Here is a 25,247-nt window from a genome sequence, read left to right on the forward strand (position 1 = left end):
GTGTCGTCCTCGGGATGGTCAATACCGCATGAAGCCGGCGGTGCCCGTGATCGGCTGCACCAGCATGCTCATCACACGGCTCCAGCGCACCACGCCGTTGGCGTCGACATAGACCACGTCCTTGGGCTGCATTTCGAAGCCTTCGGCCACGGCCAGCGCCACTGGCGAGGTGCCGTCGAGGTGGAACACCTGCGGTGCGCCATCGTCCTTCTTGCGGATCACGAAGATCTGCCCGGCGTTGGCGGTGCCGGGGTTGACGCCGCCGGCGTCGCCCAGCGCCTCGTTGAGCGACATCTTGCCGTCGCGCATCAGCAGCGAGACCGGCTTGACCACCTCGCCCGTGACGAAGATCTTGCTGCCCTCGCGCTGCTCCACGCGCACGATGTCGCCGTTGCGCAGCAGGATGCGGGCCGGGTCGACGCCCTTGCGCAGCAGCGCGGGCATGTCCACGTACCAGGTCTGCTCGCCCCGCGTGACACGGATGCGGCTGTTGTCGCCGGTCAGGTTCAGCACGCCGCCGGCGCGGTTCAGCGCCTCCACCAGCGTCATGGCCGCATCGTCGATCGGCAGCGCGCCGGGCGTCTTGACCTCGCCGTCCACGTAGACGCGCTGGCTGCGGAAGCCGAGCACCCGCACCGTCATCTGCGGATCGCGCACCACCCGCGAGATCACGCGCGACATCTCCGTGCGCAGTTCGTTGGTGGTCTTGCCCGCCACGTGCATCACGCCGGCATACGGAAACTGGATATCGCCGCTGGGGCTGACCACGTAGCCGGGCATGTTCGAGCCGCCGCTGGTGACCGGAATCTCCATCGCCGTGGCCACGCTGTAGGTCTGCGTGGGGAAGACCAGCTCGGGGTGATCCCAGACCACCACGGAGATGATGTCGCCCGGGCCGATGCGGTACGGCTGCGGCGTGCCGAACAGTTGTTCCACGCCCACGTTGGTGGGCTTGGCGGTCTTGCGCAGCTCCTCGTTGAGCTTGAGCGTGATCGGCGTGATCTCGGGCGGCTTGTCGCCTTCGGCGCCGCCGCCAGACGCCTTCATGGCGGCGTCCGAGATGCGCATGCCTGGCGCGGCGGCGCAGGCGGAGAGCAGGACCGCGGCGCACAGCGACGCCACGGCGGCGCAACGCCGGCCTGCGGGAAAGGCGGGGAACAATGTGAAGCGGCGACGTGATGACATCTCGATTCTCCTACCGGGACCCAAGCATGCATGCCGCGCAACCCGCAGCCACAGCTTCTGATGGTGCGAGAGTAGGAGCGTGGGGCCGGGGCATCGGTACGTTTCACCACATTGGCGCCCGGCCGGTGTGGCATCCGTGCCGAACCGGTCCGCCGGCCGCGCCCGCGCGGCGTTTGTGGCGCAGCGTACGGAGTCCGCGCGCGCGCAGGGCTAGGCTGCGGTCATCTTCAGGCACGTGGGGGCTACCTTTCATGCGGCTGTTACATGTCATCAACTCGATCAACCCGGTAGGCGGCGGCCCGATCGAAGGCTTGCGCCAGCTCGACATCTACCTGGCCCGGCGCGGCGTGCAGGCACGGATCTGCTGCAACGATCCGCCCGATGCGGACTATGTGGTCAACAGCGGGCTCGACCTCGTGGCGCTGGGGCCGAGCCGGCTGCGCTACGGGTTCAACACGCGCATCGTGCGGTGGCTGCGCGAGCACAGCCACGAGTACGACGTGGTGATCGTGCACGGCATCTGGCAGTTCCACAGCCTGGCCACATGGCTGGCGTTGCGCGGTGGCCGCACGCCATACTTCGTCTTCACGCACGGCATGCTCGACCCCTGGTTCAAGGAGCGCTACCCGCTCAAGCACCTGAAGAAATCGCTGTACTGGGCCGTGGGCGACTACTGGGTGCTGCGCGACGCCCGCGCGGTGCTGTTCACGGCCGAGGACGAACGGCTGCGTGCGCGCGAATCGTTCGGGCTGTACCAGTGCCGCGAGCAGATCGCCACGTTCGGCACGTCGCCGCCGCCGGCGGACCGCACCGGCATGCGCGCGGCCTTCACCACGGCGTTTCCGGCCACCTCGGGGCGGCGCAACCTGCTCTTCCTGGGCCGCATCCACGAGAAAAAGGGCGTAGACCTGCTGATGCACGCGTTCGGCAGCGTGGCGGCGCTGGACCCGTCGCTGCACCTGATCATGGCGGGCCCGTGCGACGCGCCGATGCGCCACCAGCTCGAAGCCATCGCGCATGGTGCGGGCGTGGGCAACCGCGTGACCTGGACCGGCATGCTGCAGGGTGATCTGAAGTGGGGGGCGTTCGAGGCCGCCGAGGCGTTCTGCCTGCCCTCGCACCAGGAGAACTTCGGCGTGGCCGTGGCGGAGTCGCTGGCCTGCGCCGTGCCGGTGCTGATCTCGAACAAGGTCAACATCTGGCGCGAGATCGAGGGCGACGGCGCGGGGATGATCTGCGAGGACACCCTCGAAGGTGCCGAGCGCGTGCTGCGCCAGTGGATCGGCACGCCAGCCGTGGACCGCGCCCGGATGCGCGAGCGGGCGCTGGCGTGCTTCGAGCAGCGCTTCCAGAGCAGCAGCTTTGCCGACCGCCTGCTGGAGGTGGTGGGCGTGCCCGAGGCCGCGATGCAGCCGGTGTAGGCGAGGCCGGGCAGCGGATGCCGGAAAAGGGAACGGGCCGCTGTGTGCGGCCCGTTCCCTTTCCTCCACCACACACCCCGCGCGGCATTGCTAGGATTCGGCGGCGGCCACCTCGGCCAGCGCCGGTGCCATCGTACGGATTTCGCGCGCCGGCGCGGCATGGCTGCGCACCTGCAGGGCCGCCTCCACCACGCGCGCGCAGATGTCCTGGTTGCCGGCGCCGTTGGCGCGGATGCGCTGCATGCCGGCCAGGCGGATGGCCTCGCGCTGCGTGGCGTTGTCGAGCAGTGTGCGGCACCAGTGGGCGCATTCGTCGGCATCGCTCCAGAACACGGCCTCGCGGCCTTCCTCGAACATGGCCTGGTGGTCGCGCGTGCGCTGGGCGCAAAGCAGCCCGCCGGCGTAAGGAATCTCCATGGTGCGCGTGGTGTGCAGGTCGCGGTTGCCCGACGACAGCAGCCCGATGCAGACCTTGCTGCCCTGCATGGCAGCCACGTAGTCGCGCCCGCTCAGGTTGCCGCCACGGTGGTGCGGCCGCAGCATCGGCCAGAACGGAGACATGCCCCAGCGCGCGCCCCACACCGACACCGGAATGCCGCGCGTGATCAGGTCGGCAATCAGGCGGTCGCGCGATTCATTGCGCATCCAGGTGCCGATGAAGGCCACCTCGGAGCGGAACTCGGGCGCGATATCGGCCGGATCGTCGAATGGCGCGTGCATGACCTCGTCATAGCTGCGGTCCACGCGCATCACCTGCGAGGCGCCCAGCCCGCGCAGTTCCTCGACGTTCTCGTCGCGCACCACCACGCACAGCTCGTACTCGGGAATGGCCCGGCGCAGCGTGGCAAAGCGCTGCCCGTCGCGCGGCCCCACCGGATCGTCGTGGTTGTAGAGCACCACGGTGGCGCCGGTGCTGCGCAGCAGGCGGATGCAGTCGGGGCCCAGCAGTTCGCCGCTGTCCACCCAGACGATGTCGGGCGTGTCGAGTTCGCCGAGCGTGGCGCAGATATGGGCCACCCAGTCGTGCATCGACCATTGCAGCGCGCGATAGCCGGTGCGGAAGTGGGCGGCGTTGAGCCAGCGGTTGTTGAGCTGGCGGTCCACCGCGTGGAACGGGTCGGCGATCGTCACGGCATGCCCGAGCCGCCGCAATGCCTGGGCGCGGTACAGCGACGTGCCGCCTTCGAGGCTGCAGCCGAGGTAGAGGATTCTGGCCATGATTCAGGAGGCTCCTTTGCCGATGGCGCGTACGACGACGCGCGAGATCCAGAAGACGACGGTATAGATGACGGCGCTTTCGATCCAGCCGCGCAGAATCAGCTGCGTGAGCCCCGACATCGAATCCACGCCGGTGGCGGCACTGGTCAGGTAGAAGACCCACGTGTAGTAGCGCGTGACCACGAGCGGACTGAAGACCGGTACCCAGCGCACCGGGCTGGCGTCGCGTGCGGGCAGGGGCCGGCGCGTGGTCTGGGCGTCGGCCAGCGCGTAGGTCAGGAAGGCCAGGATCGCCAGCACGCCGGGATAGAGCCAGTCGAACAGCGCGTAGCCGGTGCCGAAGATCGAGCCGGTGCGGAAGCCACCCAGCGCGTCGGTGTCGCCGGTGACGGTGAACAGCATCAGGTCGCCGGCCGACGAGGTGGTCACGAAATCCTTGTCCACGGCAATGCCGAGCGCCTCCAGCACGGGCGCGGGCAGCACCGTGATCACGCGCTGCCACTCGATGGTGCGCAGTTCGGCACGCGCGGAGGCATCCTGCCGCAGCGCCAGGTCCAGCGTGGCGTCGGCGAACTTCATGTTGGCCAGCCGTTGCAGGAACAGGTTGTCGAGGTAGCGCTCGTCCCAGGTCTCGTGGTTGTCGTTGGCGTCCGATTCGAGCCGGTCGCGGATCGCGTCCCGGTTCTTCATCGTGTCGAGCGTGGCGCTGATCAGCTCGCTGGCGCCCACGTCGTTGCGTTGGGCGCGGGCAATCACCATGCTGGTGGCCAGGTCGGTGACCGGCCCCTGCATCAGCGCCAGCAGCAGGCCCACGATGATCAGCCGGCGCGGGCGGAACAGCCGCATCGGCAGCGTGCGCGTGATGAAGCCGTAGGCCATCACGAGGCAGACGGAAATCGTGCCGATCAGTACCAGCGCCCGGCTGTTGCTGCCGATCGACACCATCGCCAGCACGCCCGTGTACGCGATCAGCGTGAGCTTCCAGCGCAGGCTCAGCGGCAGGTAGCTATGCGCGCCGATCAGCGGGCGCACCAGCAGGCAGTAGGGCAGGTAGGCCAGCGGGTACATCGCCTGCATGATGCGGTTCAGCGCGCCGCCGCTGCCCTCGGTGATCATGCCCACCACGAACACCTGGTACATCATCGCGCACAGGCCGATGCCGCCCATCACCATGATCTGCACGTTGCCGAGGTTGTGGAACAGCCCCATCGGCCGGTACACGCGGTTCACCACGCCCAGGCGCAGCTGCATGCCCCACTGGCTCTTGCGGTAGAGGCGGTGCGCGAGAAGCAGCGCCACGTGGCACACGAACGCGTGCGTGAAATCGAGTACCGGATGGTGCAGGTTGTACGTCAGCGGCTTCCACTCGATCAGCGTGGCCACGGGCGGGATCAGGAAGTACGACAGCGTGTAGCCGAGCAGCATCGCCGTGGAGATCGGATACGCCCGCAGCCGGGCCACGCGCGCCATCACGTGGATGCCGCTGACGCCGCCCGCGATCACCAGCAGCGCGGCGGCCACGTTGGCGGCGTTGAGCCACAGCAGCGCCTGCACCGCGACAAGCCCGGCCCAGGCGAGCAGGAACGCCGTCCGCCAGCGCTGGAAGCGCACGGGCCGGCGGGTCGGGGCGGTCTGCAGGGTGAACGTGGTGACAGCGGTCATGCGACATCCTCGGGCTGATGTCCTGAGCCTACCGGCGAAGCGCCGCCATGGATGTGGGGTAGCACACCATCCACGTGGCGCCTCAGCGTGGCGGCTCGAACGCCGGGGCGCCGGCAGGCCGGCGCAGCGCGTGCAGCGCCTGCTCGAACTGGCCCAGCACCGCGTCGCGGTCGAGATTGGCGCGCGCCCAGGCCAGCCCGGCGGCACCCAGCGCGGCACGCCGTCCGGCATCCCCGGCCAGCGTGGCGATGGCCTGCGCGAACGCGGCGTCGTCGCCGGGCGGCACCACCACGCCGCACTGGGCGACCACGCCGGCCAGCGCCGAGCCGTGCGCGGCCGTGGTCACCACCGGGCGGCCGCTGGCCAGCATGCCGGTCAGCTTCGACGGCATCACGAGGTCCGCGACATCGGCGCGTTGCGGCAGCAGATGGATGTCGGCCGCCGCCAGCAGCGCCGGAAAGCGCGCGTTGCTTTGCAGCGGCAGGAACTGCACGGACGGCAGGCCGGCGCAGGCGGCCTGCAGGTCGGCGCGGCCGCCGCCGTCGCCGCAGAACACGAAGTGGATGTCGCTGCGGTCACGCAACTGGCGCGCGGCGGCCGCAAGGTGTTCGAGTCCCTGCTTGGCGCCCATGTTGCCCGAGTACAGCGCGAGCACCGCGCCCTCTGGAATGCCGAGTTCGGCACGCATCGCCTGCGCGGCGGCGGGTGGGGTCTGGTGCAGCACGGTCCAGTTCGGCAGGAGCACGGCCCGGGCGGGTAAGACGCCTTTTTCGACGGCCAGCGCCACCATGTTCGGAGAGATCGACGAGACGCGATCCTGCCGGCGCAGCAGAAAGCGCTCCAGCCCCAGCGCGAGCCGGCGCAGGGCCGGGTGCCGGAGCAGGCCCAGCGCGAAGGCGGCGTCGACCTCGTAGTCCTGCACGTGCAGCCACGCGCGGGCGCCGGCCAGCCGGGCCAGCAGCGTGGCCGCCGGCGTGCACATCAGCGGCGGCTCGACCATGAAGACCACGTCGGGACGCCAGAACCACTGGCGCGCGAGCACCGGCAGCGTGGAGGCGGCGAAGCTGGCCAGATGCAGCAGCCGGCGCACGCCCGACTGCCGCGCGGGTATCCACACCGGCGCGCGCCAGACGTCCACGCCGCGCAGCATCTCGCGCCGATACTGCCAGGCGCGGTAACCGTCGCCGATGCGCCACGCGGGGTAGTACGGCGGCGCGGCCACCACGCGGACCTCGTGGCCGCGCGCGGCCAGCCATTCGGCCTGCTCGGCCGTGTACTTGCCGATGCCGGTCAGCTCCGGCGCGTAGTTCAGGCTGACCATCAGGATCTTCATCGCGCGCTCAGGTGGCCGGAGCGGGCTCGCGCGCCGGCAGCAGGCCGTCGGCCACGGCACGGCGGTAGGTGTCCTGCAGGCCGTCGTGCAGCGGGATACGCGGGCGCCAGCCGGTGGCGGCAATTGCCTGGCAGTCGAGCCGCTTGCGCGGCGTGCCGTCCGGGCGCGAGGGGTCGAACCCGATGGTGCCGCCGTAGCCCGTGGCGTGCGCCACGAGATCGGCCAGCACGGCAATGCTGACCTCGTCGTCGCTGCCCACGTTCAGGAAGCCATGGCGCGCCGCCTGCCGGTACGCATCGCGTGGCAGCGCCATCATGTGCAGGCAGGCGCTGGCAAGGTCGTCCACGTGGAGGAATTCGCGCAGCGGCCGGCCGGTACCCCAGACCGACACATGCGAGGCGCCACTGGCGGCGGCATCGTGAAAGCGCCGCAGCAGGCCCGGAATCACATGGCTGTTCTCGGCGTGGTAGTTGTCGCCGGGGCCGTAGAGATTGGTTGGCATCGCGCACCGGTAGTCGGTGCCGTACTGGCGGTTGTAGCTGTCGCACAGCATGATGCCGGCGATCTTGGCCAGCGCGTACGGGGCGTTGGTGGGTTCCAGCGCGCCGGTCAGCAGCGCTTCCTCGCGGATCGGCTGGGTGGCCAGGCGCGGGTAGATGCAGCTGGAACCGAGGAACAGCAGCTTCCGCACGCCGTGCTGCCAGGCCGCGTGGATCACGTGCGTGGCAATCGCCAGGTTCTGGTGGATGAACTCGGCCGGGTAGCTGTTGTTGGCGTGGATGCCGCCCACGCGCGCCGCGGCCAGGTAGACCTGGTCGATGCGCTCGCTGGCAAAGAACGCCTGCACCTGCTGCTGGTCGCAGAGGTCCAGCTCGGCATGGCTGCGCACCACGATCTCGGCATCGCCGCGTGCCGTCAGCGCGCGGACCAGTGCCGAGCCCACCATGCCCCGGTGGCCGGCCACGAGGATGCGGGGCCGGGCGTCAGTCATGATGGTCGTAGGCGCGGAAGCCGGCCATGCGCACCAGCGCGTCGCGGCGCGCGGCGGCGTAGTCGGACTCGATCATCTCCTGCACCAGCGCGTCGAAACCGATGCGCGGCGTCCAGCCCAGCCTGTCGCGGGCACGGCTGGCGTCGCCGAGCAGCGTTTCCACCTCGGTCGGGCGGAAGTAGCGCGGGTCCACGCGCACGATCACGTCGCCCACCTTGCAGGCGGGGCGCTGCGCGCCGTGGCCGTCGGCGATGGCCGTGACCACGCCGGTCTCCTCGGTGCCCTGGCCGCGGAATTCCACGGTAATGCCCAGATGGGCGGCGGCCAGCGTGACGAATTCGCGCACGCTGTGCTGCTCGCCGCTGGCGATGACGAAGTCCTCGGCCTGCTGTTGTTGCAGCATCAGCCACTGCATTTCCACGTAGTCGCGCGCATGGCCCCAGTCGCGCAGCGCGGACAGGTTGCCGAGGTACAGCGTGTCCTGCAGCCCCAGCGCGATACGGGCGATGGCACGCGTGATCTTGCGCGTGACGAAGGTCTCGCCCCGGATCGGGCTCTCGTGGTTGAACAGGATGCCGTTGCAGGCGTACATGCCGTAGGCCTCGCGGTAGTTCACGGTGATCCAGTACGCGTAGAGCTTGGCCGCCGCGTACGGGCTGCGCGGGTAGAACGGCGTGGTCTCCTTCTGCGGGATCTCCTGCACCAGCCCGTACAGCTCGGAGGTGGACGCCTGGTAGAAGCGCGTCTTCTTTTCGAGGCCGAGGATGCGCAGCGCCTCCAGCAGCCGCAGGGTGCCGAGCGCGTCGGTATTGGCGGTGTACTCGGGTTCCTCGAACGAAACCTGCACGTGGCTTTGTGCGGCGAGGTTGTAGACCTCGTCGGGCTGGCACTGCTGCACCACGCGCATCAGGCTGGCCGTGTCGGTCATGTCGCCGTGATGCAGGAACAGGCGCCGGTCGGCGACGTGCGGGTCCTGGTAGAGGTGGTCGATCCGCTCGGTGTTGAACTGCGAGCTGCGGCGCTTGATGCCGTGCACCTCGTAGCCCTTGTCGAGCAGCATTTCACACAGGTAGGCGCCGTCCTGCCCGGTGATGCCGGTGATCAGTGCGCGGCGCGGGCGCGAGGCGGGCGGCAGTGCCGTTTCGCCGATTCCTGCAAGAGGCTGGAGTTCGTTGGCTCCCATATCTTCCTGTGCTCCCCGATGATGGCCGCAAAGTGCATCCGCCGGGCAGCGGCATGCCCGTGAGGCGACTGTAGCGAGGCGCGCCATGGGTCACTGTGGGATAGCACACAGAGGTGGGAATGTTGCGGGGGAGGGACGCAGAAACGGGTACGGGGGAGGGTCTTTCTCCCCTCTCCCATGAAAATGGGAGAGGGGAGCACTTCAGGGCATCGTCAGAGAGATGCCGCGCTGCCAGCCGCCACGAACCGGTTCTCGTCGCGCCGGGCGGGCTGGACGGGAGTGGCGTGCTCGTCGCCGTTGACCCATTCCAGCGTGGCGCCGCGCTGCAGGGCGGCGTAGACGGCCTCGCCCTTGTTCCGTACCTTGAGGCGCTGGTACAGCGTGCAGGCGTGGCTTTTCACGGTGGCCACCGAGATGTTCAGCATGCGGCTGACCGTCTTGATCGGATAGCCGCGCGCCAGCAGCACCAGCACCTCGTACTGGCGCGGCGTGATCTTGAGCATCTCCGCCTCGTCGTAGCTCGGTTCTTCCTCGGCCAGTTTCACCACCGGCGCGGGGCCGGAAGACGACGCGGCGATCGGCTGGCCCGGGCGCAGGCTGGTCAGGTCGCGCACGGCCACCGCGGCGCGCATGGCGTTGGCGCATGCGGCTGGCGACGCCGGATCGGGAGCGACGGCCGGCGTCAGCGGCAGCGGGGCCGCCGAAGCCAGCGACGTGGCCGCCGGCATGGCCGAACGCGACGCCACGGGCGTGGGCACCGCCTCGCCGGCGAACATCAGTCCCTGGACGCTGGAGACGGCCAGCCGGATGGCGGCCTCGATCACGGCCAGCGAGGCCGATTTCGGCAGGCAGCCGCAGATGCCGCGCGCCGCATCGGCATTGGGCACGTGCAGCGGCAAGGCGTCGGCCAGCACCAGGATGCGTTGCGGAGCCAGGCGGTCCCGCGCCTGTTCCAGCTGTTCCCAGCCCAGGGCCTGGTCGGCGGGCATGCCGAAGACCAGAAGGTCGGCGTTTCGGTGCGGGGTCTCCAGACGGTGGATGTCACCTGGCGCAAGCGCCAGCACGTGTCCGGATTCCTGGATGGTCTCGAGCATCTGCAACAGCCCGAGCCGGAGCAGCGGATGCTCCTCGATCAGCAAGGCGTTCATTCTTCTTGACTCCCCGTTGTGGGTGAGATGCGGGACGCTTTGCGTGAGGGAATTCGACTGCAGCGATCGGGGCGGCCACCCGCGAAGGTGCCGCAAAACAACCGCCATAACCCCGTGCTTCCGTGTCGATCGATGCCTGTTTGTCAGAGAGGCTTGTCCGCGTGACCGGAAGTATGACCCGTACCCTTACCCGAAAAAATCTCGCTCCTGAATTTAGAAACTTGAATTCATCTTATGGGCTGGTTTGAACGAATGCAAGCGGGGGGGAGTGGGGGGTGTGCAGGATGTAATGGGTTGTCCTACATAATCCATTGCAGGACTACCGCGTTAGTGGGGAAAAGTAATCGAAAAGTCATGAAAATCACCCGGCACGACGGTTTCACCGTTGATACAACAAGCATCGGAAGTGTTTCAGCGCTGCAACCATTTTGAATGAAAATCGCTTTTGGATTATCAAATTGCCACCCACATGGGGGGTTTGGCATTAACGGGAATCATGGGGGGTGGCGCATTATTGAAACCACTTGAAAAAATTGCCGGGTGAGAGATTTGCGCAAGCCCCGGATGCGGGATGGCGGGTGGCCTAGTGCAAAAGGATGAGATAAAAAATCGTTCCTCGGCACGAAGGAAAATCAGGGAGTTGCGTCACCGCCGCCCGGCTTGCCACCTACCCATGCATGGCTGAAAGCCGGACCTCTCGCCCGGAGGTCCGGCCGGCTTCAGCCTTCGGTACAGGGTGCGGGGCGAGCGGGTACTGACTCACCTGCGCCGGAGGCTGCCCGGAATGTCAGCGCGTCCAGTGGCCGGGGCGGCGATACCAGCCATGGGGACCTTTCACCCAGCGGTCAGGCACGTAGCGGTGGCCGGGACGGGCCGACTCCCAGTGGCCGCCGCGCCAGGCGTAGTTGCCGCGCGCCCGTTCATAGTGGCCGGGCACCCAGGCATGGCCGGGACGCGGCGCGGGGCGCGCCTCGTAGTGGCGCGGGGGCGGCGGGTTCTTGTAGTAGCCATGGGCCTGGGCGGCCGGGGACAGCAGTCCGAACAGGCTACCCGTGGTCAGTACGGCGGCGGCAAGCAAGAGTTGGCGTTTCATGGGTTTCTCCTCGGTCCGGGGGTGTCCGGGAATATCAGATTCGTGGGTGGCGCGGCTCAGTAGCGGTGGTGATAGTGGCCGCCGCCACGGGGCGGTACCACGATGCAGGCAGACAACAGGGCGCTGGTCGTGGCGAGCAGCAGGGCGATGGCAATGGCGCGTTTCATCTGGGGACTCCGTGTGGGGGGCGTTGAACACGGCTTCACTCTAGCGGCGGGGGCGGCGCCGGCGCGGTTGCAGTTGTAAGGCTGTCTCACATGGCAGTCATGCAAACCGGGGGCGGGCGAAGGCACCGGGGCCGCCCGCCAGGCGTTGCCACGCAAGGGCTGGCAGGAAAGTGACGGGTACGTCTGGAGAATCTCTGATGGGTCAGCGGCCGATAATGTGGCGTTACATCGGAAATGTCTGCCGCAACGTTTGACCCGCGCGCTGCCGGACAGGACGCCCCCCGCATCGGTTTCGGCGCGCACAGTCACTTACCCCGAAGTGCGCAGAAACGGGTACGCTTGATCCATGCTATGGAAGTCGCAGCAAGCTTGCGCGAGTCTTGTTTGCCGTATTCCCGAGGGAGGACGTCATGCCGGTCATGTTCATCGTGCTCGTTCTGCAGGCGCTGGAGGGCCTCAGCCCGCTGGCCGTGCCCGAGTTCGCAAGGGCGCGATTCGAAGGCGTCCCGGCCGATGCCGTGGCCGTCATGGAACGGCCCCACGCGCCTTAGCCGCCCCGGCGTCTTTCAGCCGAAGAATTCCTGGTAATAGCGCGTGCACGTGCCCGACTGGCGGAACGTGTAGGGCAACTCGGCCATGGCCGCCGCGTCGAGCGAGCCGAACGGGATATCGAGATCGGCCTCGGGTTGGTCTGCGGGGCTGTCGGTACGGGAGAGGTGCTGGGGGTTCATGGTAGGTCTCGCTCGATTCAGGGCGGGCGGCAGGACTGTCGTCCCATCGTCCCGCGTTGCCGGGTGTCGCTGGCGAAATTGCCGCCACGCAGCAATCCTACGAAAACTCCGGGTCGGGATCAGCACGGCAATGCCGAAAACACCGTTCCAAATCGGGGATCAATCGCTTTTGCCTATCCTGGCGATAGGTTGCTGCAACGCAGCATGAGGCGCATCGATGGCGCATCCGCGCCACGCTTTGCGCGAATCCCCGAGAAACGGCCGCCGACCGCGCGGCGCGGGTCTATATTGGCTGTGGAACCAGTCGCGGGAGACCGCCATGAGCCTGCCGCCCTGTTTTGCCGACCGCCGCGAGGCAGGCCAATACCTTGGCCGCCGGCTGGCCGAACTTGGCTATGCGCGGGCAGCCGGGGCCGAACCGGCACTGGTGCTGGCCCTGCCGCGCGGCGGCGTGCCAGTGGCCTACGAGGTGGCGCGTGCCATCGACGGCCAGCTCGACATCCTGCTGGTACGCAAGATCGGTGCGCCCGGTTATCCGGAACTGGCGATGGGCGCCGTGGTGGAAGGCGATGCCAGCCGCCGTGATCCCCTCACCGTGACCAATGCCGACCCGTGGACGAGCCGCGCGGTGGCGTCGGGCGCGTTCGACGCCGAGCGCGGCCGGCAACTGGGCGAGATCTGCCGGCGCCAGCAGCGCTATCGACAGGGACGGCCCGTGGCGGCCATGGCGGGCCGCTGCGTGATCATGGTGGACGACGGCGTGGCCACGGGCGCCACGATGCGCGCGGCACTCGAGGCGGCCCGCCTGTCAGGCGCGGCGCGCGTGGTGGCTGCGGTGCCGGTGGGCGCGCCGGACGGGCTCGACACGCTGCGCGCGTCGGCCGACGAGGTGGTGTGCCTGAATGCGCCGGCCAGCTTCGGCGCGGTGGGGGTCTTCTATCTGGATTTCACGCAGGTCAGCGACGATGAGGCGATAGGCCTGCTGCGCGAGGCCGGCTGCGCCTCGACGTCGGCGCGGCCCCGCATCCCGGCCCCGGTGTCGGGCTGGGCGCGCGGCCAGGCCGGTCTCATGCCGGGCCGGATGGTGCGCTGAGCCGGGCCTTCAGATGCGGCACCAGGCCGCCGGCGTGCAGCAGCGCGCGCAGGAAATCGGGCACGGGTTCGCAGGCGATGCTTGAGCCATCGTCGAGCCGCAGGCAGGCACCATCGAGATCGAATGCGGCGGTGGCGCCATCGGCCAGCGCGTCGGCTCCGGCGCACACCAGCACCGGCAACCCGAGGTTGATCGCATTCCGGTAGAACAGCCCGGCGAACGATGGCGCCAGCACCGCCGCCACGCCAAGGTGGCGCAGTGCCTGCGGCGCCTGCTCGCGCGACGATCCCACGCCGAAGTTGCTGCCCCCCACCACGATGTCGCCCCGGCGTACGTCCCGGGGAAACTCGGGGCGCAGGTTCTCCAGGCAGTGGCGCGCCAGCTCGTCGATGCCCGCTTTCATATAGAGGCCCGGTGCCATGGCATCGGTATCGACGTTATCGCCGAAACGCCAGATGCGGCCCGGGACGGGGGAGGCGGGCGGTGTAGCGGAGACTTCCGAGACTGCGTTCATGCAAGAAACTGCCGGGGGTCGGTGATCTGGCCGGTAAGGGCGGTGGCGGCCACGGTCATGGGCGAGGCCAGCCAGACCGCGCTGTCGGCGTCGCCCATGCGGCCCGCGAAGTTGCGCGCGGTCGAGGCAATCGCGCGGCTGCCGGCCGGGAAGCGGCTGGCGCCATAGCCGGCGCAGGCATTGCAGGCGTTGGGCAGCAGTTCGGCGCCGGCGTCGAGCAGCGCCCCGAGCGTGCCCTCGCGGGCAGCCTGCTGCTGGTCGCGCACCGAAGCCGGCGCCACGCGCAGCGCCATGCCCGGCGCGATCCGGCGGCCGCGCAGCACGCGGGCCGCCATGCGCAGGTCTTCGAGCTTGGCGCCCGTGCAGGCGCCAAGATAGGCGATATCGATCGGCTGCCCCGCCGCCTGCGCCACCGGGGCGCTGTTGGCAGGGCTGTGCGGCGCGGCCACGTGGGGCGCCAGCGCGGCGGCGTCGTAGCGATGCGTGGCCAGTACCGGCGCCCCCGCATCGCTGCGCCAGCCTGCGATGTCGATGGCGGCCAGCGTGGCCGGGTCCACGCCTGCGTCGGCCAGCCACGCGAGCGTGGTGGCATCGGGGGCGATGAGGCCAGTCTGGGCGCCGAGTTCGGCACACATGTTGGTCAGCGTCATGCGCTCCTGCATCGGCAGCGCGGTGATGGCGGAGCCGGTGAATTCCACAGCCTCGTAGCGACCGCCGCCCAGGCCCAGTTGCGCGCACAGGAACAGCATGATGTCCTTGGCGCAGACGCCCGGCCCCAGCGCGCCGTGCCAGTCGATGCGCAGGGTTTGCGGCACGCGCAGCCAGATCTCGCCCGTGGCCAGCACGCCGGCCATCTCCGTGGCGCCGATGCCGAACATGTACGCGCCGAAGGCGCCGCCGGTGGGACTGTGGCTGTCGCCGCCCACGATGAAGCGGCCGGGCAGCACGTGGCCCCGTTCGGGCAGCACCACGTGGCAGATGCCCTGGCTGTCGATCAGGTTCGGGATGCCCGCCTCGCGCACCCAGTCACGCGTGAACTGGACGATGGCCTCGGCGTCGGGGTCGGCGGCCGGCACGAAATGGTCGGTCACCACCACGAAGCGCGACGGGTCCCAGACCGTCGCCCCCAGCTCGCGCAGCAGCGGCGCCACGCGGCGCGGACCGCTGGAGTCGTGCGACATCGCCAGGTCCACCTTGCACATCACGATGTTGCCCGGCGTGACATGGCCGACGCCAGCCGCCCGCGCCACGAGCTTCTGGGCGAGCGTGGCTGGCGGGGTGGCGGAGGTTCCGGCGGATTCCACGGCGGTCATTCCGGCTGCGCTCCCGAATACTTCACTACCGTGGCCCAGCGCCGGACGTCCTGCTTCACGAAGCTGGCGAACTCGGCCGGCGGCATGCCGCTGGGTTCGGCGCCATCGGTTTCCAGCCGCTTGCGCACGGCGGGCTCGTCGATGCCGCGCCGCGCGGCCTGGAACAGTGCCTGCGTGACCTCGGGCGGCAGGTTGGCCGGGCCGAACAGGCCGAACCACGCGCTCGACTCGAAGCCTTTCACGGTATTGCCGATCGGCTGCGCGCCCGGAAACTGCGGCAGCGGATTCGGGCTTGTCACCCCCAGCACCTTGAGCTTGCCGGCCTTGACGTGCTGCGCCACGTTCAGCGAGCTGGCGAACATCAGGTCCACCTGGCCGGCCAGCAGGTCTGTGATGGCCGGCGTGGTGCCCTTGTACGGGATGTTGACGATGTAGGTGCCGGTCATCATCTTGAACATGTCCCCGGCCAGATGCACCGAGGAGCCGACCGAGCCGATGCCGAAATTGAGCTTGCCGGGCTGCGCCTTCGCCAGCCGGATCAGCTCGGGAATATTGTTCGCGGGCAGCTTCGGCGTGGCCACCAGTACGCTGGGCACCGTGGCGACGAGCGTGATCGGCGTGAAATCCTGTATCGGGTCGAACGGCAGCTTCTTGTACAGCGTGGCGTTGATCGTATGGCTCGTGAAGCTCATCAGCAGCGTGGTGCCATCGGCGGCGCTCTTGGCCACGAGGTCGGCCGCGATGTTGCCGCCGGCGCCGGGACGGTTCTCCACCACCACGGGCTGGCCCAGCGTCTGCGACATTTCCTGCGCCACGGTGCGCGCCAGCGTATCGGTGGTGCCGCCGGCCGGGGCGCCTACCAGGATGCGGATCGGCTTGCCGCCCGCCACGGCAGCGTGCGCGGGCGTGGCGCCAAGCATCGGCACGAGCGCAGCGAGGGACACGAGAGCGAGTGCGCCACCGAGGCGCCGGCGTACGGCAGCGTGCGGGGCGATGCGGTCAGACTGGCGGGTTGGCTGATGCCGGCCCGGACGAACAACTGGCATGGCGGAAGCTCCTCGATGTGATCAGGAGTGCGCAGTATGGACCGGAAAGATCGGTGCCGGAAAGCCCGCCCGAGGGGGGCGGGAAGGGGCCGGGACGCGCCGCCGGGATGCCGGGGCGCGTCCGCCGTGCGTCAGTCGCGCAGGCCCGTGCGGGTTTCGTTCTCCACCCACACGTTGGCGCTGTCGCCACCGCCCATCGGCGACAGCTCCATGCGGTATTCATAGCGGTCGGGGCGGTACTGGCCCATCAGCAGCTGCACCGGGCGGCCGGCCTTGTCGAGCACCACGCGGCGCACCGCCAGCAGCGCGCCGCCCACGGGCACGTCGAGCAGCGGGGCCACCACCACGTCGGCCAGGCGCGCGGTCAGCACCTGCGAGGCGCGGCCCAGCTCCACGCCGGTGGCTTCGAGCAGGCGCAGCATCGGCGTGCTTTCCAGCTCCTTGCGCGACAGCGAGCGGCCCACTTCGGCGGGCAGGTACACGGTGATGTGCGACAGCGGACGGCTCTTGTAGTGTCGCACGCGCACCACCTTGATCACCGGGTCGCCCACCTGAATCTGCAGTGCCTCGGCCACGTCGGGCGTGGCATGTACCTCGTCTATCGAGATCACCTTGACCGCGGTCTTCTCGCCCATCTCGATGATCGTGCCGAGCAGGCTCGTGGACTTTTCCTCGGCGGCGCCGGCAGGCTTGACGGGGTGGGGATTCACGAACGTGCCCAGGCCGCGGTGGCGGCGCACGAGGCCTTCCTGCACCAGGCGGTCGAACACGCGCCGCATCGTCACGCGCGACGCGTGGAACTGCTTGGCGAGGTCGATTTCGCCCGGCAGCGGACCCTGGCCGAAACGGCCTTCCACGATCTGCTGGCGCAGGACCACGTAAATCTGGTGATACAGGGGAACGACGGCTTCACTCATGGTTTCCCTTGCGAATACGTTATCGAACTAATGTACTTTAGATCAGACATAGAGCCTAGCATGAAAGTCGGTCCCGGCGCATGCGGCGCAAGGCCGCGTTCGGGGGGCCCCGGCGCGCGCCATGCTGCGCTGCGCGCAAGAAAGCGGGCCGGATTGCGCGGATTCCCGCCGCCGCCCTGCATGGCCGGACCGGCGAGCGCCGTTGCGCACCACCGCAGGGCATTGCGGGACGAACGTCACCCGGGGAGCGGCACATCGGGCACGGCCCGATTCCTGTTTCATGCCCGTTACGGCGCGTGGTACTGCGGGTTTGCTCGGGGGTGCGCGCTAACTCCTTGATTGCAGGACTGATTTTCCAGGCACCTGGCGCGGTGGCCGCCAACCGGCCAAAACCCGTGTCACAACGCTGTGACATGTCTCCTTCCGTCCACAGGTTTGGCGCCATCCGATGGTGTGATTTTGGTGCCGAAGTTCCCGCAGGCCAACCCGCCAGCCCTTGTTTTTCAATGGATTGAGCACCATCGCGGTGTGCCTGGCACTGAATATGCGCAAGGGAGGCCCGGTCCGGCATCCAAGCAGGACCTGAACCTCCAGCCGATGTTCTCGAGAGCACCGGCCGGAGGGTTGAGCCGCAGTACAAACTTCCTGGGAGCTTCGTATGAAAAAGACTTTACTCGCGTCGGCAGTTGGCATTGCCATGGGCTTCGCTGGTCAGGCAATGGCGAACCCGACCAACAATGTAGGCGACGGCGATACAACGAATACCGCGACGGCAACGTCCACGCAGGGGTCAGGCGCTTCGGCGAACGAATATTCGAAGGCTTACCAGGACAACAGCACCAGCACCCGGACCAACACGGAGACCAAGAACACCAGCCTGACGTCGACCCGTACGTCGACCCGTACCGAAACTGCCACGAACTCGAAGAACCGTACCACCCAGGATCTGGGCGGATTCGGTAACGCCGCAGCCGCCAACGGCGGCACGGCCACCGCCGCGTTCAGCAACGCGTTCAACAGCAGCAAGGCGCTGGCCATCAGCAAGCTGAGCGGCACGGTGTCGGGCAACTCGATCAGCAACATCGGCAACTACGCCACGAACAGTGGCAGCGCGGCTGGTGCAACGGGCGGCGCCGGTGGCGCGGGCTATGGTGGTCGCGGTGCCGGTGGCACGGGCGGTGACGGCGGCAACGGCGGTGCCAGCGGCAACGGCGGTGCGGGCGGCTCGGGCGGCAACGCCACGAACGGCAGCGCAACGGCCGGTGACGCTTACAACGCCGGTGCAGTGGCTGGCAACGGCGGCCGTGGCGGCAACGCCAACGGCAGCTCGGGCTCGGGTGGCGATGCACGCGGCTACGGCGGCGGCGCACTGTCGGCCAGCCTGGGTGCCGGCGGCCGTGGCGGCTCGGCGGCAGGTCTGGGCGGCAGCGCCGGATCGGCTGGCCGTGGCGGCTCGGGCGGTGACGGCGGCTGGGGCAAGGGCAGCGGCGGCAGCGCACTGGGCGCAGGCCTGGGCGGCGGCCTGGGCGCTGGCGGCAGCAGCGGCGCGTCGAACTCGTCGAACGAGCGTGGCTCGGGCGCTGGCGGCACCGGCACGGCTACGGCCGCGGCTGGCGGCGCAGGCACCGGCACCGGCACCGGTACCGGCACTGCCACGGGCGGCGCCGGAACGGGCATGGGCGGCGCAGGCGCGGCAGGCGCATCGGGTACGGCAACGGCCACGGCCGGCGCCGGCTCGGGCACCGGCGGTGCAGGCGGCGCGGCCACCTCGACGTCGGGCGCAGCCACGGGCGGCGCCGGAACGGGCACGAGCGGCTCGGGCGGTGCGCAGACCAGCATGGCTGGTGCAGGCGGCGCCGGCGGCGCAGCCACGGCTGGCGCTACCTCCACCTCGGCGACCAATGGCAGCGCCACGGCCGGTAACGGCGCGGTGGGTGCTTCCTCGGGCGCAGGCGGTGTGGGCGGTGCCGGTGGTGCGGGCGCTGGCGGCGTGGGCGGTGCGGGCAACGGTGCAGTGGGTGGCGCTGGCGGTGCCGGCGGTACCAACTACGTCGATGCAGGCACGTTCAACATGTCCAACGCCATGACCAGCGTGGGCCAGTCGGCTGCCGGCATCATGATCGCCAACCAGAACAGCGGGTTGTCCTCGCTGGTGCAGCAAAGCGTCAACGTGCAGGCCAACATGAACGTGGGCCGTTAAGGCAACGGCGCGCTCCGTGCCGCTCCGAACAGAGCGGCCGGAGCGCCCGGCGTTCAATGTGGCATGCCGCAGGCATCCCGGGCTTCGTGCGCGGGATGCACTGCAACGTCAGACGCTTGCAGGTCCGGAATCGCGGCCGTCGCGGCCAGGCTCCGGTACACGAGGAGACGCACCATGCGATCGCATCGCACTGTTGTCACGGCCCTGGCGACAGCCACGCTCGCCTGGCCATTCGCGCAGGCTGTTGCAAGTCCGCCTGACGCCCCGGCTACCGAGTCAGCCACTGGCGTGACCGGCACCCCGGCCCCCGCCGGCCTGTTCGGCGCATCGCGCGCGGTGGCGACGGACAAGCTCGCCGGCATCCGCGGCGGCGCGGAAACGGTGGTCAACGACATGACGCTGCGCGGCGTGGTGGGCGACAACGCGGCGGTCAATACGTATTCCGGCCACAACATCATCGCGGATGGCTCTTTCGCCAATTCGGCCGGGCTGCCGACGGTGATCCAGAATTCGGGCAACAACGTCCTGATACAGAACGCGACCATCCTCAACGTCCAGTTCAAATGATCATGCGCAGCCTGCTGATGGCAGCCGCCTGCGTGGCGGCGGTACTGGGCGGCATCCATGACGCCCGCGCCGATACGATCCGCGTACCCGGCGACCAGGGCAATTCGTACTACGTGCCGGTCACCAGCCTGCGCGAGGCGCGTTTTCGCACCACCATCCGCCAGCAGTACGACTTCAGCTGCGGCTCGGCCGCGGTGGCCACGCTGCTGACGTACCAGTACAACATGCCCACCAGCGAGCAGACCGTGTTCGCCAACATGTACGTCAACGGGGACCAGGCCAAGATCCGCGCCGAAGGGTTCTCGCTGCTCGACATGAAGCGCTTCCTGGCGTCGCGCGGGTTCGAGGCCGACGGCTACGAGCTGCCGCTGTCCAAGCTGCAGGAGGCCAAGGTGCCGGCGATCGTGCTGATCGTCGAGAACGGCTACCACCATTTCGTCGTCGTCAAGGGCATCAACGGCAACCGCGTGCTGATTGGCGACCCCGCACGCGGCACGCGCGCGCTGGAACGCGAGTATTTCGAGAAGATCTGGGACAGCGGACTGCTGTTCGTGATCAACAACCGCACGGAGAACGCGCGTTTCAATCTGGCGTCGGATTGGCGAGTCGCGCCAACCGGGCCATATTCGATGGGGATCAACCGCGACAGCCTGTATTTCACCGTCATGCCCAAGCATGGCGCCTCGGATTTCTGAGCAGGGGAGCACCATGGTTCAGACAACCGATTCATCCGCACCACGCGCATCCGGCGTGCCGCGGCGCACCGTACGCGCGGCGCGCCCGGCCACGGCGGCCATGCTGCTGGGCGCGGGCCTGGCGTGTACCGGCCACGCGTTCGCGGAAACCGACGTGCTGGCCGCCGACGCCGTCGGCAGTGCCAGCCTGGCGGTGCCCTATGCGGTGGAACTCGCGGCGATGCCCGTATCGCTGGAGCTGCCGTCGCTGGGCGACGGCGCACCGGTTGCGGCAACTGCCGTGGCAACCGCCGTGGCGGAACTGGCCGGACACGCGCCGGCCGAGAGCTTCGATCCACCCGATGCAGGGCAAACCGTTGCCGAAGCACCTGCGCCAGTCGTACCGGTGAACAAGGCCACCGTGGCCCGCCACCAGCCCGCCGGAGATCCGGTGGCCCGCGCCATGACGCTGGCCACGCGCGACCCCGAGGCGCCGGTGGCCGAGGCACGCAAGGGCATGGCCAAGTGGAAGCCGGTGGCGCAGGCGCGGCTTGAAGAGTCGCGCGGCGGCTTTGATGCCGGCGGGCTGCAGATCGGCTTCGGCATCGATCGCGCGGTATTCGTCAACGGCGCGCTGGCGGTCTCCACCAGCATCACGATTCCCGATGTGCGCGCCATCACGGCGGCGCAGGCCGCGCAGTTGCAGCAGGCGCTGGGCCAGGTCACCGTGGCGGTGAGCGCAGCCAACAACGCGGCCAACGCCGCGGTGGCGGCGGCCCAGGCGGCCGCGGCGGCGGCGCAGGGCGCGGCGGGCCAGGCTGCCCAGGCCGCGGGCACGGCAGCCAATGGCGCGGTTGCCACCGCGCAGGGCGCGGCAGGCGCGGCGTCCACGGCGGCCAGCGCGGCAGCCGCGGGCGCCACAGCCACGGCAGCGGGCGCGGCCGGCATGGCGCAGCAAGCCATTGCCAATGCCGGCATCGTGGCCACCAACGGACTGATGACCGTCGTACAGAATGGTGCCGGCAACGTCGCCAATCTTGGTGCGGCAGCGAACATGCCGGGCACGGTCATTCAGAATAATCTCAACAACCAGAACATTCAGAGCCTCATGACGCTCAACGCCAGCGTGAACACGCTCGCGGCCTTCCGGTCGCAGCTTGCCAACACTGCGCTGAACAGCGTGATCCAGAGGTCGGCGGCAATGAGGTAGTCGCGGTGTAGGAACGAACAACAGGTGCGGGCCCTGAAGTCAAGCCCGCCGTCCCGGGGGAGGAAGACGTCATGAAGAAGCGTTCGCTGCAGGGCATCCGCTATGCCGGATGCTCGATGCTGTTGCTTGGCGGCATGGCCCAGGCACAGAACATTCCGGATGCGGGGCCACCCGCGTCCGGACAACTCGAATCATTGCAGAAGGAGCTGGCCGAGCAGGCCCGGCAACTCGACGCGATGAAGCGCGCGCTGGCCGATCAGGAGGCCACCATCCGCGCGCTGCGCACCACCGTGGACAACGAGACCCTGGCCCGCAAGCGCGGCATGCAGGGCACCGGCGTCACGGGCGGCAACGCCGCCACCAACGCGGCGGCGGCTGGCGCGGCGGCCAGTGCCACGCAGATCAACAACACGGCCCAGCAGGGCGTGCAGGCGCAGCAGGCGCCGATTGCCGCGCCGCCGCCCGACAACACGGTGCAGGGCCAGGCCGCGCAGCCCGGCGAGGCCGCCGGCGTGGAGGAGCCCGTGGGCCGCCCGCCCGAGCGCGAGACCCGCCCGCCCGAGATCGCGCCGATCTTCGACCAGCCCGGCGTGCTGACCCCGGCCGGCAAGATCGTGGTGGAGCCGAGCTTCCAGTACGGCTATTCGTCGAGCGACCGCGTGGCGCTGGTGGGCTACACGGTGATCCCGGCGGTGCTGATCGGCCTGGTGGACGTGCGCCAGGTGAAGACTTCCACGTACGTGGGCGCCATGGCGTTCCGCTACGGCCTGACCAAGCGGCTGGAAATCGAAGCCAAGGTGCCGTACGTGCATACCAGCAGCGATACGGTCAGCCGCGAGGTGTTCACGGGCACGGCGGTGGACAACGTGTTCAACTCCAGCGGCAGCGGGCTGGGCGACGTGGAGGCCACGCTGCGCTACCAGCTCAACTACGGCAACGAGAAGATGCCGTTCTTCATCGGCTGGCTGCGCTACAAGTCGAACACGGGCCGCGACCCGTTCGAGGTGGTGACCGATTGCGTGACGCGCTGCGTGAGCAACACCACGGGCACCGGGCTGCCGCTGGGCATGCCCACCGGCACCGGCTTCCAGGCGATCCAGCCCGGCGTGACATGGCTGCTGCCGACCGATCCGGCCGTGTTCTTCGGCACGTTCAGCTACCTGCACAACTTTGCCCGCGACAACATCAGCCGCACGGTGCTGAACGGCGAGAAGGAGTTCCTGGGCAAGATCTCGCCGGGGGACATCTTCCAGTTCAACTTCGGCATGGGCCTGTCGCTCAACGAGCATGCGTCGTTCAGTATCGGCTACGACCAGAGCATCATCTGGCCGACCAAGCAGAACGGCCAGACCGTGCCGGGCTCGGTGCGCATTACGCAGGGCACGCTGCTGGTGGGCTACTCGTACCGCTTCAACAACCGCTACACGCTGAACCTGTCGGTGGGCGCCGGCCTGACGCGCGACACGCCCGACCTGACCGTGACGGTGCGGCTGCCGATCACATTCTGACCGCGTGCTGCAGTGCGAGGTGACGTGCGCAAGCCACGCGCGCGCACGTCACCCGCGGAGGGTCCGTCCGGCGCCTTGCGCTGTCCCTCCGGAGAGAGTAGAACGGACAAAACCGTCCCTGACGCCAGACCCATGTTCCGGGGCGGCCTGACAGAGGAGGCAAGTCATGCGCAAACGGATCTTCTGGTTGTTGCCCGACACGGCAAGCGCCCGCCGCACCATGGACGACCTGCTGCTGGCCCGCATCGAGAATCGCCACATCCACTTTGTCGGCCGCGACGGCTCCGACATGACCGGGCTGCACGAAGCCAACCTGTTCCAGACTTCCGACATCGTCCACGCGGCCGAAATGGGCCTCATGGTCGGCGGTGGCGTGGGCATCGTGGCCGGTGTGGTGGTGGCCATGTTCCCGATCGTCAGCGACACGCCGCAGTGGGGCCTGGTGGGCGTGCTGGCGGTGCTGGGCGCCGTGTTTGGCGCCTGGGCGTCGAGCATGATCGGCAGCTCCGCCCCCAACAGCCGGCTGCGCGCGTTCGAGAAGGACATCGAGGCGGGCAGGCTGCTGCTGATGGTGGACGTGCCGCGCGGCCGTGTCGAGGAAATCGAGACGCTGCTGCAGAAGACCCACCCCGAAGCCCGTTTCGCCGGCCTCGACCCGGCAGTGCCGGCCTTCCCCTGAGCCCTCCGGCGCAGGCGGTGGCAAGGATGACCCCCGGGTAATCCCCGGGGTGTGCTGTCCTGTGCCTGCAACACCCGTTCGGGTCATCCGCGCCCGGACTGTCCATTCGTTTGAACAATTACCGCCGTTGGGTTACCTTCCCTGAGCCGCCGTGCGGCGCACTTCCGGGTGCGCGCAGACCGCGCGGCGCAGCAGCTGCAGTCGATCATAAAAAGCCAGCGCTTCAGGAGGGGTCACAATGAGGAACGCAAGACAGTTTGCGTGCGGCATGCTTGCCGCCACGCTGGGATTCGTCGCGCCCATGGCGGCGCACGCCGAACCCGGCATCACCAAATCCACCATCCGGATCGGCCAGTCGGCCGGTGTCAGCGGCCCCGTGGCGGGCTCGGTCAAGGAGCAGATCGCCGGCGCGCAGGTCTACCTGAACGCTGTCAACGCCAACGGCGGCGTGGGCGGGCGGCGCATCGAACTGCTGACCTACGACGACGGCTTCGACGCCAGACGCACCCCCGACAACGTGCGCAAGCTGATCGGCGAAGACAAGGTGTTCGCGCTGTTCATGGTGCGCGGCACGCCGCAGAACGAAAGCATCCTGCCGATCATCGCCGCCGAGAAGGTGCCGCTGGTGGCGCCGCTGACCGGCGCCATCACGCTGCACCGGCCCGTGAACCGCTACGTGTTCAACGTGCGCGCCAAATACCAGGACGAGGTGGCGCGGGCGATCAACCACCTGGCCACGTCCGGCATGAGCCGGATCGCCATCTTCTACGCCAACGACGGCTTCGGGCAAGACGTCTTCGAAGGGTTCAACACGGCGCTGCAGGCGCGCGGCGTGCAGCCGGCCGGCGCGGCATCGTTCAACCGGCCGATGGGCGACATCGCGCAGGGCGTGGCCAGCGTCAACAAGGCCAACCCGCAGGCCGTGATGGTGATCGGCTCGGGCTCCGAGGCCGCGAAGATCATCCGCGAGATGAAGAAGGCCGGCAGCCAGGCGCAGTTCGTGACGCTGTCGAACAACGCGGCGGATTCGTTCATCAGGGATCTGGGCGACGACGGCAAGGGCCTGATCATCACCCAGGTGGTGCCGGGCATGAATTCGAGCCAGATGAGCATTGCCAGCGAGTATCGCGGCATGGCCAAGGCGCAGAACGTGGACGCCAGCAACGCGGGCATGGAAGGGTTCATGTCGGCCAAGGTGCTGGTGGAGGGCCTGCGCCGCGCCGGCCCCGAGCCTACCCGCGAGAAGCTGGTGAACGCGCTCGAAGGGCTGCGCGACTACGACCTCGGCGGCATCCTGATCAGCTACAGCGCCACGCGGCACACTGGCTCGTCGTTTGTCGAAATGTCGATCGTCTCGTCCACGGGCAAGCTGATCCGCTGAGGCGGCGAGGCGG

General features: G+C 68.8%; 23 protein-coding genes. 10 read left to right on the plus strand and 13 right to left on the minus strand.

What is annotated here, in order from left to right; translation table 11 throughout:
* Positions 1-18: 18 nt before the first annotated feature.
* Positions 19-1,185, minus strand: coding sequence for a polysaccharide biosynthesis/export family protein (locus EV147_RS21550; RefSeq protein ID WP_130393247.1), 1,167 nt, complete (start codon positions 1,183-1,185; stop codon positions 19-21).
* 251 nt (positions 1,186-1,436) lie between these two features.
* Here EV147_RS21550 and EV147_RS21555 point away from each other — a divergent pair, with 251 nt between their 5' ends.
* Entirely contained in the window at positions 1,437-2,606 is a 1,170-nt protein-coding gene (locus EV147_RS21555; protein WP_130393248.1) for a glycosyltransferase, read from the plus strand.
* A 90-nt stretch (positions 2,607-2,696) separates the two neighbouring features.
* Here the strand turns inward: EV147_RS21555 and EV147_RS21560 are convergent, their stop codons facing one another.
* From EV147_RS21560 to EV147_RS21590, 7 genes are all read right to left on the minus strand, one after another.
* Positions 2,697-3,824, minus strand: a complete 1,128-nt coding sequence (locus EV147_RS21560) for a CgeB family protein (protein ID WP_130393249.1) — start codon at positions 3,822-3,824, stop codon at positions 2,697-2,699.
* Between the two features lie 3 nt (positions 3,825-3,827).
* Positions 3,828-5,486 carry a hypothetical protein gene (locus EV147_RS21565; RefSeq protein ID WP_130393250.1) on the minus strand — a complete coding sequence of 553 codons (1,659 nt, stop codon included), beginning with the start codon at positions 5,484-5,486 and terminating at the stop codon, positions 3,828-3,830.
* 82 nt (positions 5,487-5,568) lie between these two features.
* A complete protein-coding gene (locus tag EV147_RS21570; protein WP_130393251.1) occupies positions 5,569-6,819 on the minus strand; it encodes a glycosyltransferase WbuB in 1,251 nt (416 codons plus the stop codon).
* 7 nt (positions 6,820-6,826) lie between these two features.
* The gene (locus EV147_RS21575; protein ID WP_130393252.1) at positions 6,827-7,810 is read right to left on the minus strand and encodes a GDP-L-fucose synthase family protein; all 984 of its coding nucleotides are present in this window, start codon (positions 7,808-7,810) and stop codon (positions 6,827-6,829) included.
* Positions 7,803-8,993 (minus strand): GDP-mannose 4,6-dehydratase, encoded by a 1,191-nt coding sequence (gene gmd / locus EV147_RS21580; RefSeq protein WP_130393253.1) that lies wholly within the window; start codon positions 8,991-8,993, stop codon positions 7,803-7,805. The genes EV147_RS21575 and gmd overlap by 8 nt, the downstream gene beginning before the upstream one ends.
* A 212-nt stretch (positions 8,994-9,205) precedes the next feature.
* Entirely contained in the window at positions 9,206-10,141 is a 936-nt protein-coding gene (locus tag EV147_RS21585) for a response regulator transcription factor (protein ID WP_130393254.1), read from the minus strand.
* A gap of 787 nt (positions 10,142-10,928) precedes the next feature.
* Positions 10,929-11,234 (minus strand): YXWGXW repeat-containing protein, encoded by a 306-nt coding sequence (locus tag EV147_RS21590; RefSeq protein WP_130393255.1) that lies wholly within the window; start codon positions 11,232-11,234, stop codon positions 10,929-10,931.
* A gap of 577 nt (positions 11,235-11,811) precedes the next feature.
* On the opposite strand from EV147_RS21590, the gene EV147_RS26180 reads away from it, so the two are divergent.
* A complete protein-coding gene (locus EV147_RS26180; protein WP_198680319.1) occupies positions 11,812-11,952 on the plus strand; it encodes a hypothetical protein in 141 nt (46 codons plus the stop codon).
* A gap of 15 nt (positions 11,953-11,967) precedes the next feature.
* Here EV147_RS26180 and EV147_RS26185 read toward each other — a convergent pair whose 3' ends face one another.
* A complete protein-coding gene (locus tag EV147_RS26185) occupies positions 11,968-12,132 on the minus strand; it encodes a hypothetical protein (RefSeq protein ID WP_198680320.1) in 165 nt (54 codons plus the stop codon).
* 319 nt (positions 12,133-12,451) lie between these two features.
* Here EV147_RS26185 and EV147_RS21595 point away from each other — a divergent pair, with 319 nt between their 5' ends.
* A complete protein-coding gene (locus EV147_RS21595; RefSeq protein WP_130393256.1) occupies positions 12,452-13,225 on the plus strand; it encodes a phosphoribosyltransferase in 774 nt (257 codons plus the stop codon).
* On the opposite strand, the gene EV147_RS21600 is transcribed toward EV147_RS21595, so the two are convergent.
* From EV147_RS21600 to EV147_RS21615, 4 genes are all read right to left on the minus strand, one after another.
* Positions 13,200-13,739, minus strand: a complete 540-nt coding sequence (locus tag EV147_RS21600) for a LeuD/DmdB family oxidoreductase small subunit (protein ID WP_130393257.1) — start codon at positions 13,737-13,739, stop codon at positions 13,200-13,202. The two genes, EV147_RS21595 and EV147_RS21600, sit on opposite strands and share 26 nt — an antisense overlap.
* On the minus strand, positions 13,736-15,052 hold the full coding sequence (locus tag EV147_RS21605; RefSeq protein WP_130393258.1) for a 3-isopropylmalate dehydratase large subunit: 1,317 nt from the start codon (positions 15,050-15,052) through the stop codon (positions 13,736-13,738). The genes EV147_RS21600 and EV147_RS21605 overlap by 4 nt, the downstream gene beginning before the upstream one ends.
* Complete coding sequence (locus tag EV147_RS21610; RefSeq protein WP_130393259.1) at positions 15,049-16,098, minus strand: tripartite tricarboxylate transporter substrate binding protein; 1,050 nt, start codon at positions 16,096-16,098, stop codon at positions 15,049-15,051. The genes EV147_RS21605 and EV147_RS21610 overlap by 4 nt, the downstream gene beginning before the upstream one ends.
* A 131-nt stretch (positions 16,099-16,229) precedes the next feature.
* A complete protein-coding gene (locus EV147_RS21615) occupies positions 16,230-17,015 on the minus strand; it encodes a GntR family transcriptional regulator (protein WP_130393260.1) in 786 nt (261 codons plus the stop codon).
* 658 nt (positions 17,016-17,673) lie between these two features.
* Here EV147_RS21615 and EV147_RS21620 point away from each other — a divergent pair.
* The 7 genes from EV147_RS21620 (at position 17,674) to EV147_RS21650 (ending at position 25,234) form a co-directional block, all read left to right on the plus strand.
* Positions 17,674-19,215: a hypothetical protein gene (locus EV147_RS21620; RefSeq protein ID WP_130393261.1), complete on the plus strand. Its 1,542-nt coding sequence runs from the start codon at positions 17,674-17,676 to the stop codon at positions 19,213-19,215.
* Between the two features lie 174 nt (positions 19,216-19,389).
* Complete coding sequence (locus EV147_RS21625) at positions 19,390-19,782, plus strand: hypothetical protein (protein ID WP_130393262.1); 393 nt, start codon at positions 19,390-19,392, stop codon at positions 19,780-19,782.
* A complete protein-coding gene (locus EV147_RS21630) occupies positions 19,779-20,477 on the plus strand; it encodes a C39 family peptidase (RefSeq protein ID WP_130393263.1) in 699 nt (232 codons plus the stop codon). Before EV147_RS21625 ends, EV147_RS21630 begins: the two co-directional genes overlap by 4 nt.
* Positions 20,478-20,490: 13 nt before the next feature.
* Entirely contained in the window at positions 20,491-21,666 is a 1,176-nt protein-coding gene (locus EV147_RS21635) for a hypothetical protein (RefSeq protein ID WP_130393264.1), read from the plus strand.
* A 71-nt stretch (positions 21,667-21,737) separates the two neighbouring features.
* On the plus strand, positions 21,738-23,174 hold the full coding sequence (locus EV147_RS21640; RefSeq protein WP_130393265.1) for an acetate kinase: 1,437 nt from the start codon (positions 21,738-21,740) through the stop codon (positions 23,172-23,174).
* 166 nt (positions 23,175-23,340) lie between these two features.
* Entirely contained in the window at positions 23,341-23,853 is a 513-nt protein-coding gene (locus EV147_RS21645) for a DUF1269 domain-containing protein (RefSeq protein WP_130393266.1), read from the plus strand.
* A 238-nt stretch (positions 23,854-24,091) separates the two neighbouring features.
* Positions 24,092-25,234 carry an ABC transporter substrate-binding protein gene (locus tag EV147_RS21650; RefSeq protein WP_130393267.1) on the plus strand — a complete coding sequence of 381 codons (1,143 nt, stop codon included), beginning with the start codon at positions 24,092-24,094 and terminating at the stop codon, positions 25,232-25,234.
* Positions 25,235-25,247: the final 13 nt, after the last annotated feature.

This window comes from Cupriavidus agavae, from assembly GCF_004217045.1.
Classification (GTDB): Bacteria; Pseudomonadota; Gammaproteobacteria; order Burkholderiales; family Burkholderiaceae; genus Cupriavidus; species Cupriavidus agavae.

Bases quoted from the DNA above. Each gene is read 5' to 3' on its own strand.
- EV147_RS21615 (WP_130393260.1), bottom strand. From the start codon at position 17,015: ATGAGTGAAGCCGTCGTTCCCCTGTATCACCAGATTTACGTGGTCCTG.
- EV147_RS21625 (WP_130393262.1), top strand. From the start codon at position 19,390: ATGCGATCGCATCGCACTGTTGTCACGGCCCTGGCGACAGCCACGCTC.
- EV147_RS21640 (WP_130393265.1), top strand. From the start codon at position 21,738: ATGAAGAAGCGTTCGCTGCAGGGCATCCGCTATGCCGGATGCTCGATG.
- EV147_RS26180 (WP_198680319.1), top strand. From the start codon at position 11,812: ATGCCGGTCATGTTCATCGTGCTCGTTCTGCAGGCGCTGGAGGGCCTC.
- EV147_RS21575 (WP_130393252.1), bottom strand. From the start codon at position 7,810: ATGACTGACGCCCGGCCCCGCATCCTCGTGGCCGGCCACCGGGGCATG.
- EV147_RS21590 (WP_130393255.1), bottom strand. From the start codon at position 11,234: ATGAAACGCCAACTCTTGCTTGCCGCCGCCGTACTGACCACGGGTAGC.
- EV147_RS21550 (WP_130393247.1), bottom strand. From the start codon at position 1,185: ATGTCATCACGTCGCCGCTTCACATTGTTCCCCGCCTTTCCCGCAGGC.
- EV147_RS21620 (WP_130393261.1), top strand. From the start codon at position 17,674: ATGAAAAAGACTTTACTCGCGTCGGCAGTTGGCATTGCCATGGGCTTC.
- EV147_RS21600 (WP_130393257.1), bottom strand. From the start codon at position 13,739: ATGAACGCAGTCTCGGAAGTCTCCGCTACACCGCCCGCCTCCCCCGTC.
- EV147_RS21630 (WP_130393263.1), top strand. From the start codon at position 19,779: ATGATCATGCGCAGCCTGCTGATGGCAGCCGCCTGCGTGGCGGCGGTA.
- EV147_RS21555 (WP_130393248.1), top strand. From the start codon at position 1,437: ATGCGGCTGTTACATGTCATCAACTCGATCAACCCGGTAGGCGGCGGC.
- EV147_RS21560 (WP_130393249.1), bottom strand. From the start codon at position 3,824: ATGGCCAGAATCCTCTACCTCGGCTGCAGCCTCGAAGGCGGCACGTCG.
- EV147_RS21610 (WP_130393259.1), bottom strand. From the start codon at position 16,098: ATGCCAGTTGTTCGTCCGGGCCGGCATCAGCCAACCCGCCAGTCTGAC.
- EV147_RS21645 (WP_130393266.1), top strand. From the start codon at position 23,341: ATGCGCAAACGGATCTTCTGGTTGTTGCCCGACACGGCAAGCGCCCGC.
- EV147_RS21595 (WP_130393256.1), top strand. From the start codon at position 12,452: ATGAGCCTGCCGCCCTGTTTTGCCGACCGCCGCGAGGCAGGCCAATAC.
- EV147_RS26185 (WP_198680320.1), bottom strand. From the start codon at position 12,132: ATGAACCCCCAGCACCTCTCCCGTACCGACAGCCCCGCAGACCAACCC.
- EV147_RS21565 (WP_130393250.1), bottom strand. From the start codon at position 5,486: ATGACCGCTGTCACCACGTTCACCCTGCAGACCGCCCCGACCCGCCGG.
- gmd (WP_130393253.1), bottom strand. From the start codon at position 8,993: ATGGGAGCCAACGAACTCCAGCCTCTTGCAGGAATCGGCGAAACGGCA.
- EV147_RS21585 (WP_130393254.1), bottom strand. From the start codon at position 10,141: ATGAACGCCTTGCTGATCGAGGAGCATCCGCTGCTCCGGCTCGGGCTG.
- EV147_RS21635 (WP_130393264.1), top strand. From the start codon at position 20,491: ATGGTTCAGACAACCGATTCATCCGCACCACGCGCATCCGGCGTGCCG.
- EV147_RS21650 (WP_130393267.1), top strand. From the start codon at position 24,092: ATGAGGAACGCAAGACAGTTTGCGTGCGGCATGCTTGCCGCCACGCTG.
- EV147_RS21605 (WP_130393258.1), bottom strand. From the start codon at position 15,052: ATGACCGCCGTGGAATCCGCCGGAACCTCCGCCACCCCGCCAGCCACG.
- EV147_RS21570 (WP_130393251.1), bottom strand. From the start codon at position 6,819: ATGAAGATCCTGATGGTCAGCCTGAACTACGCGCCGGAGCTGACCGGC.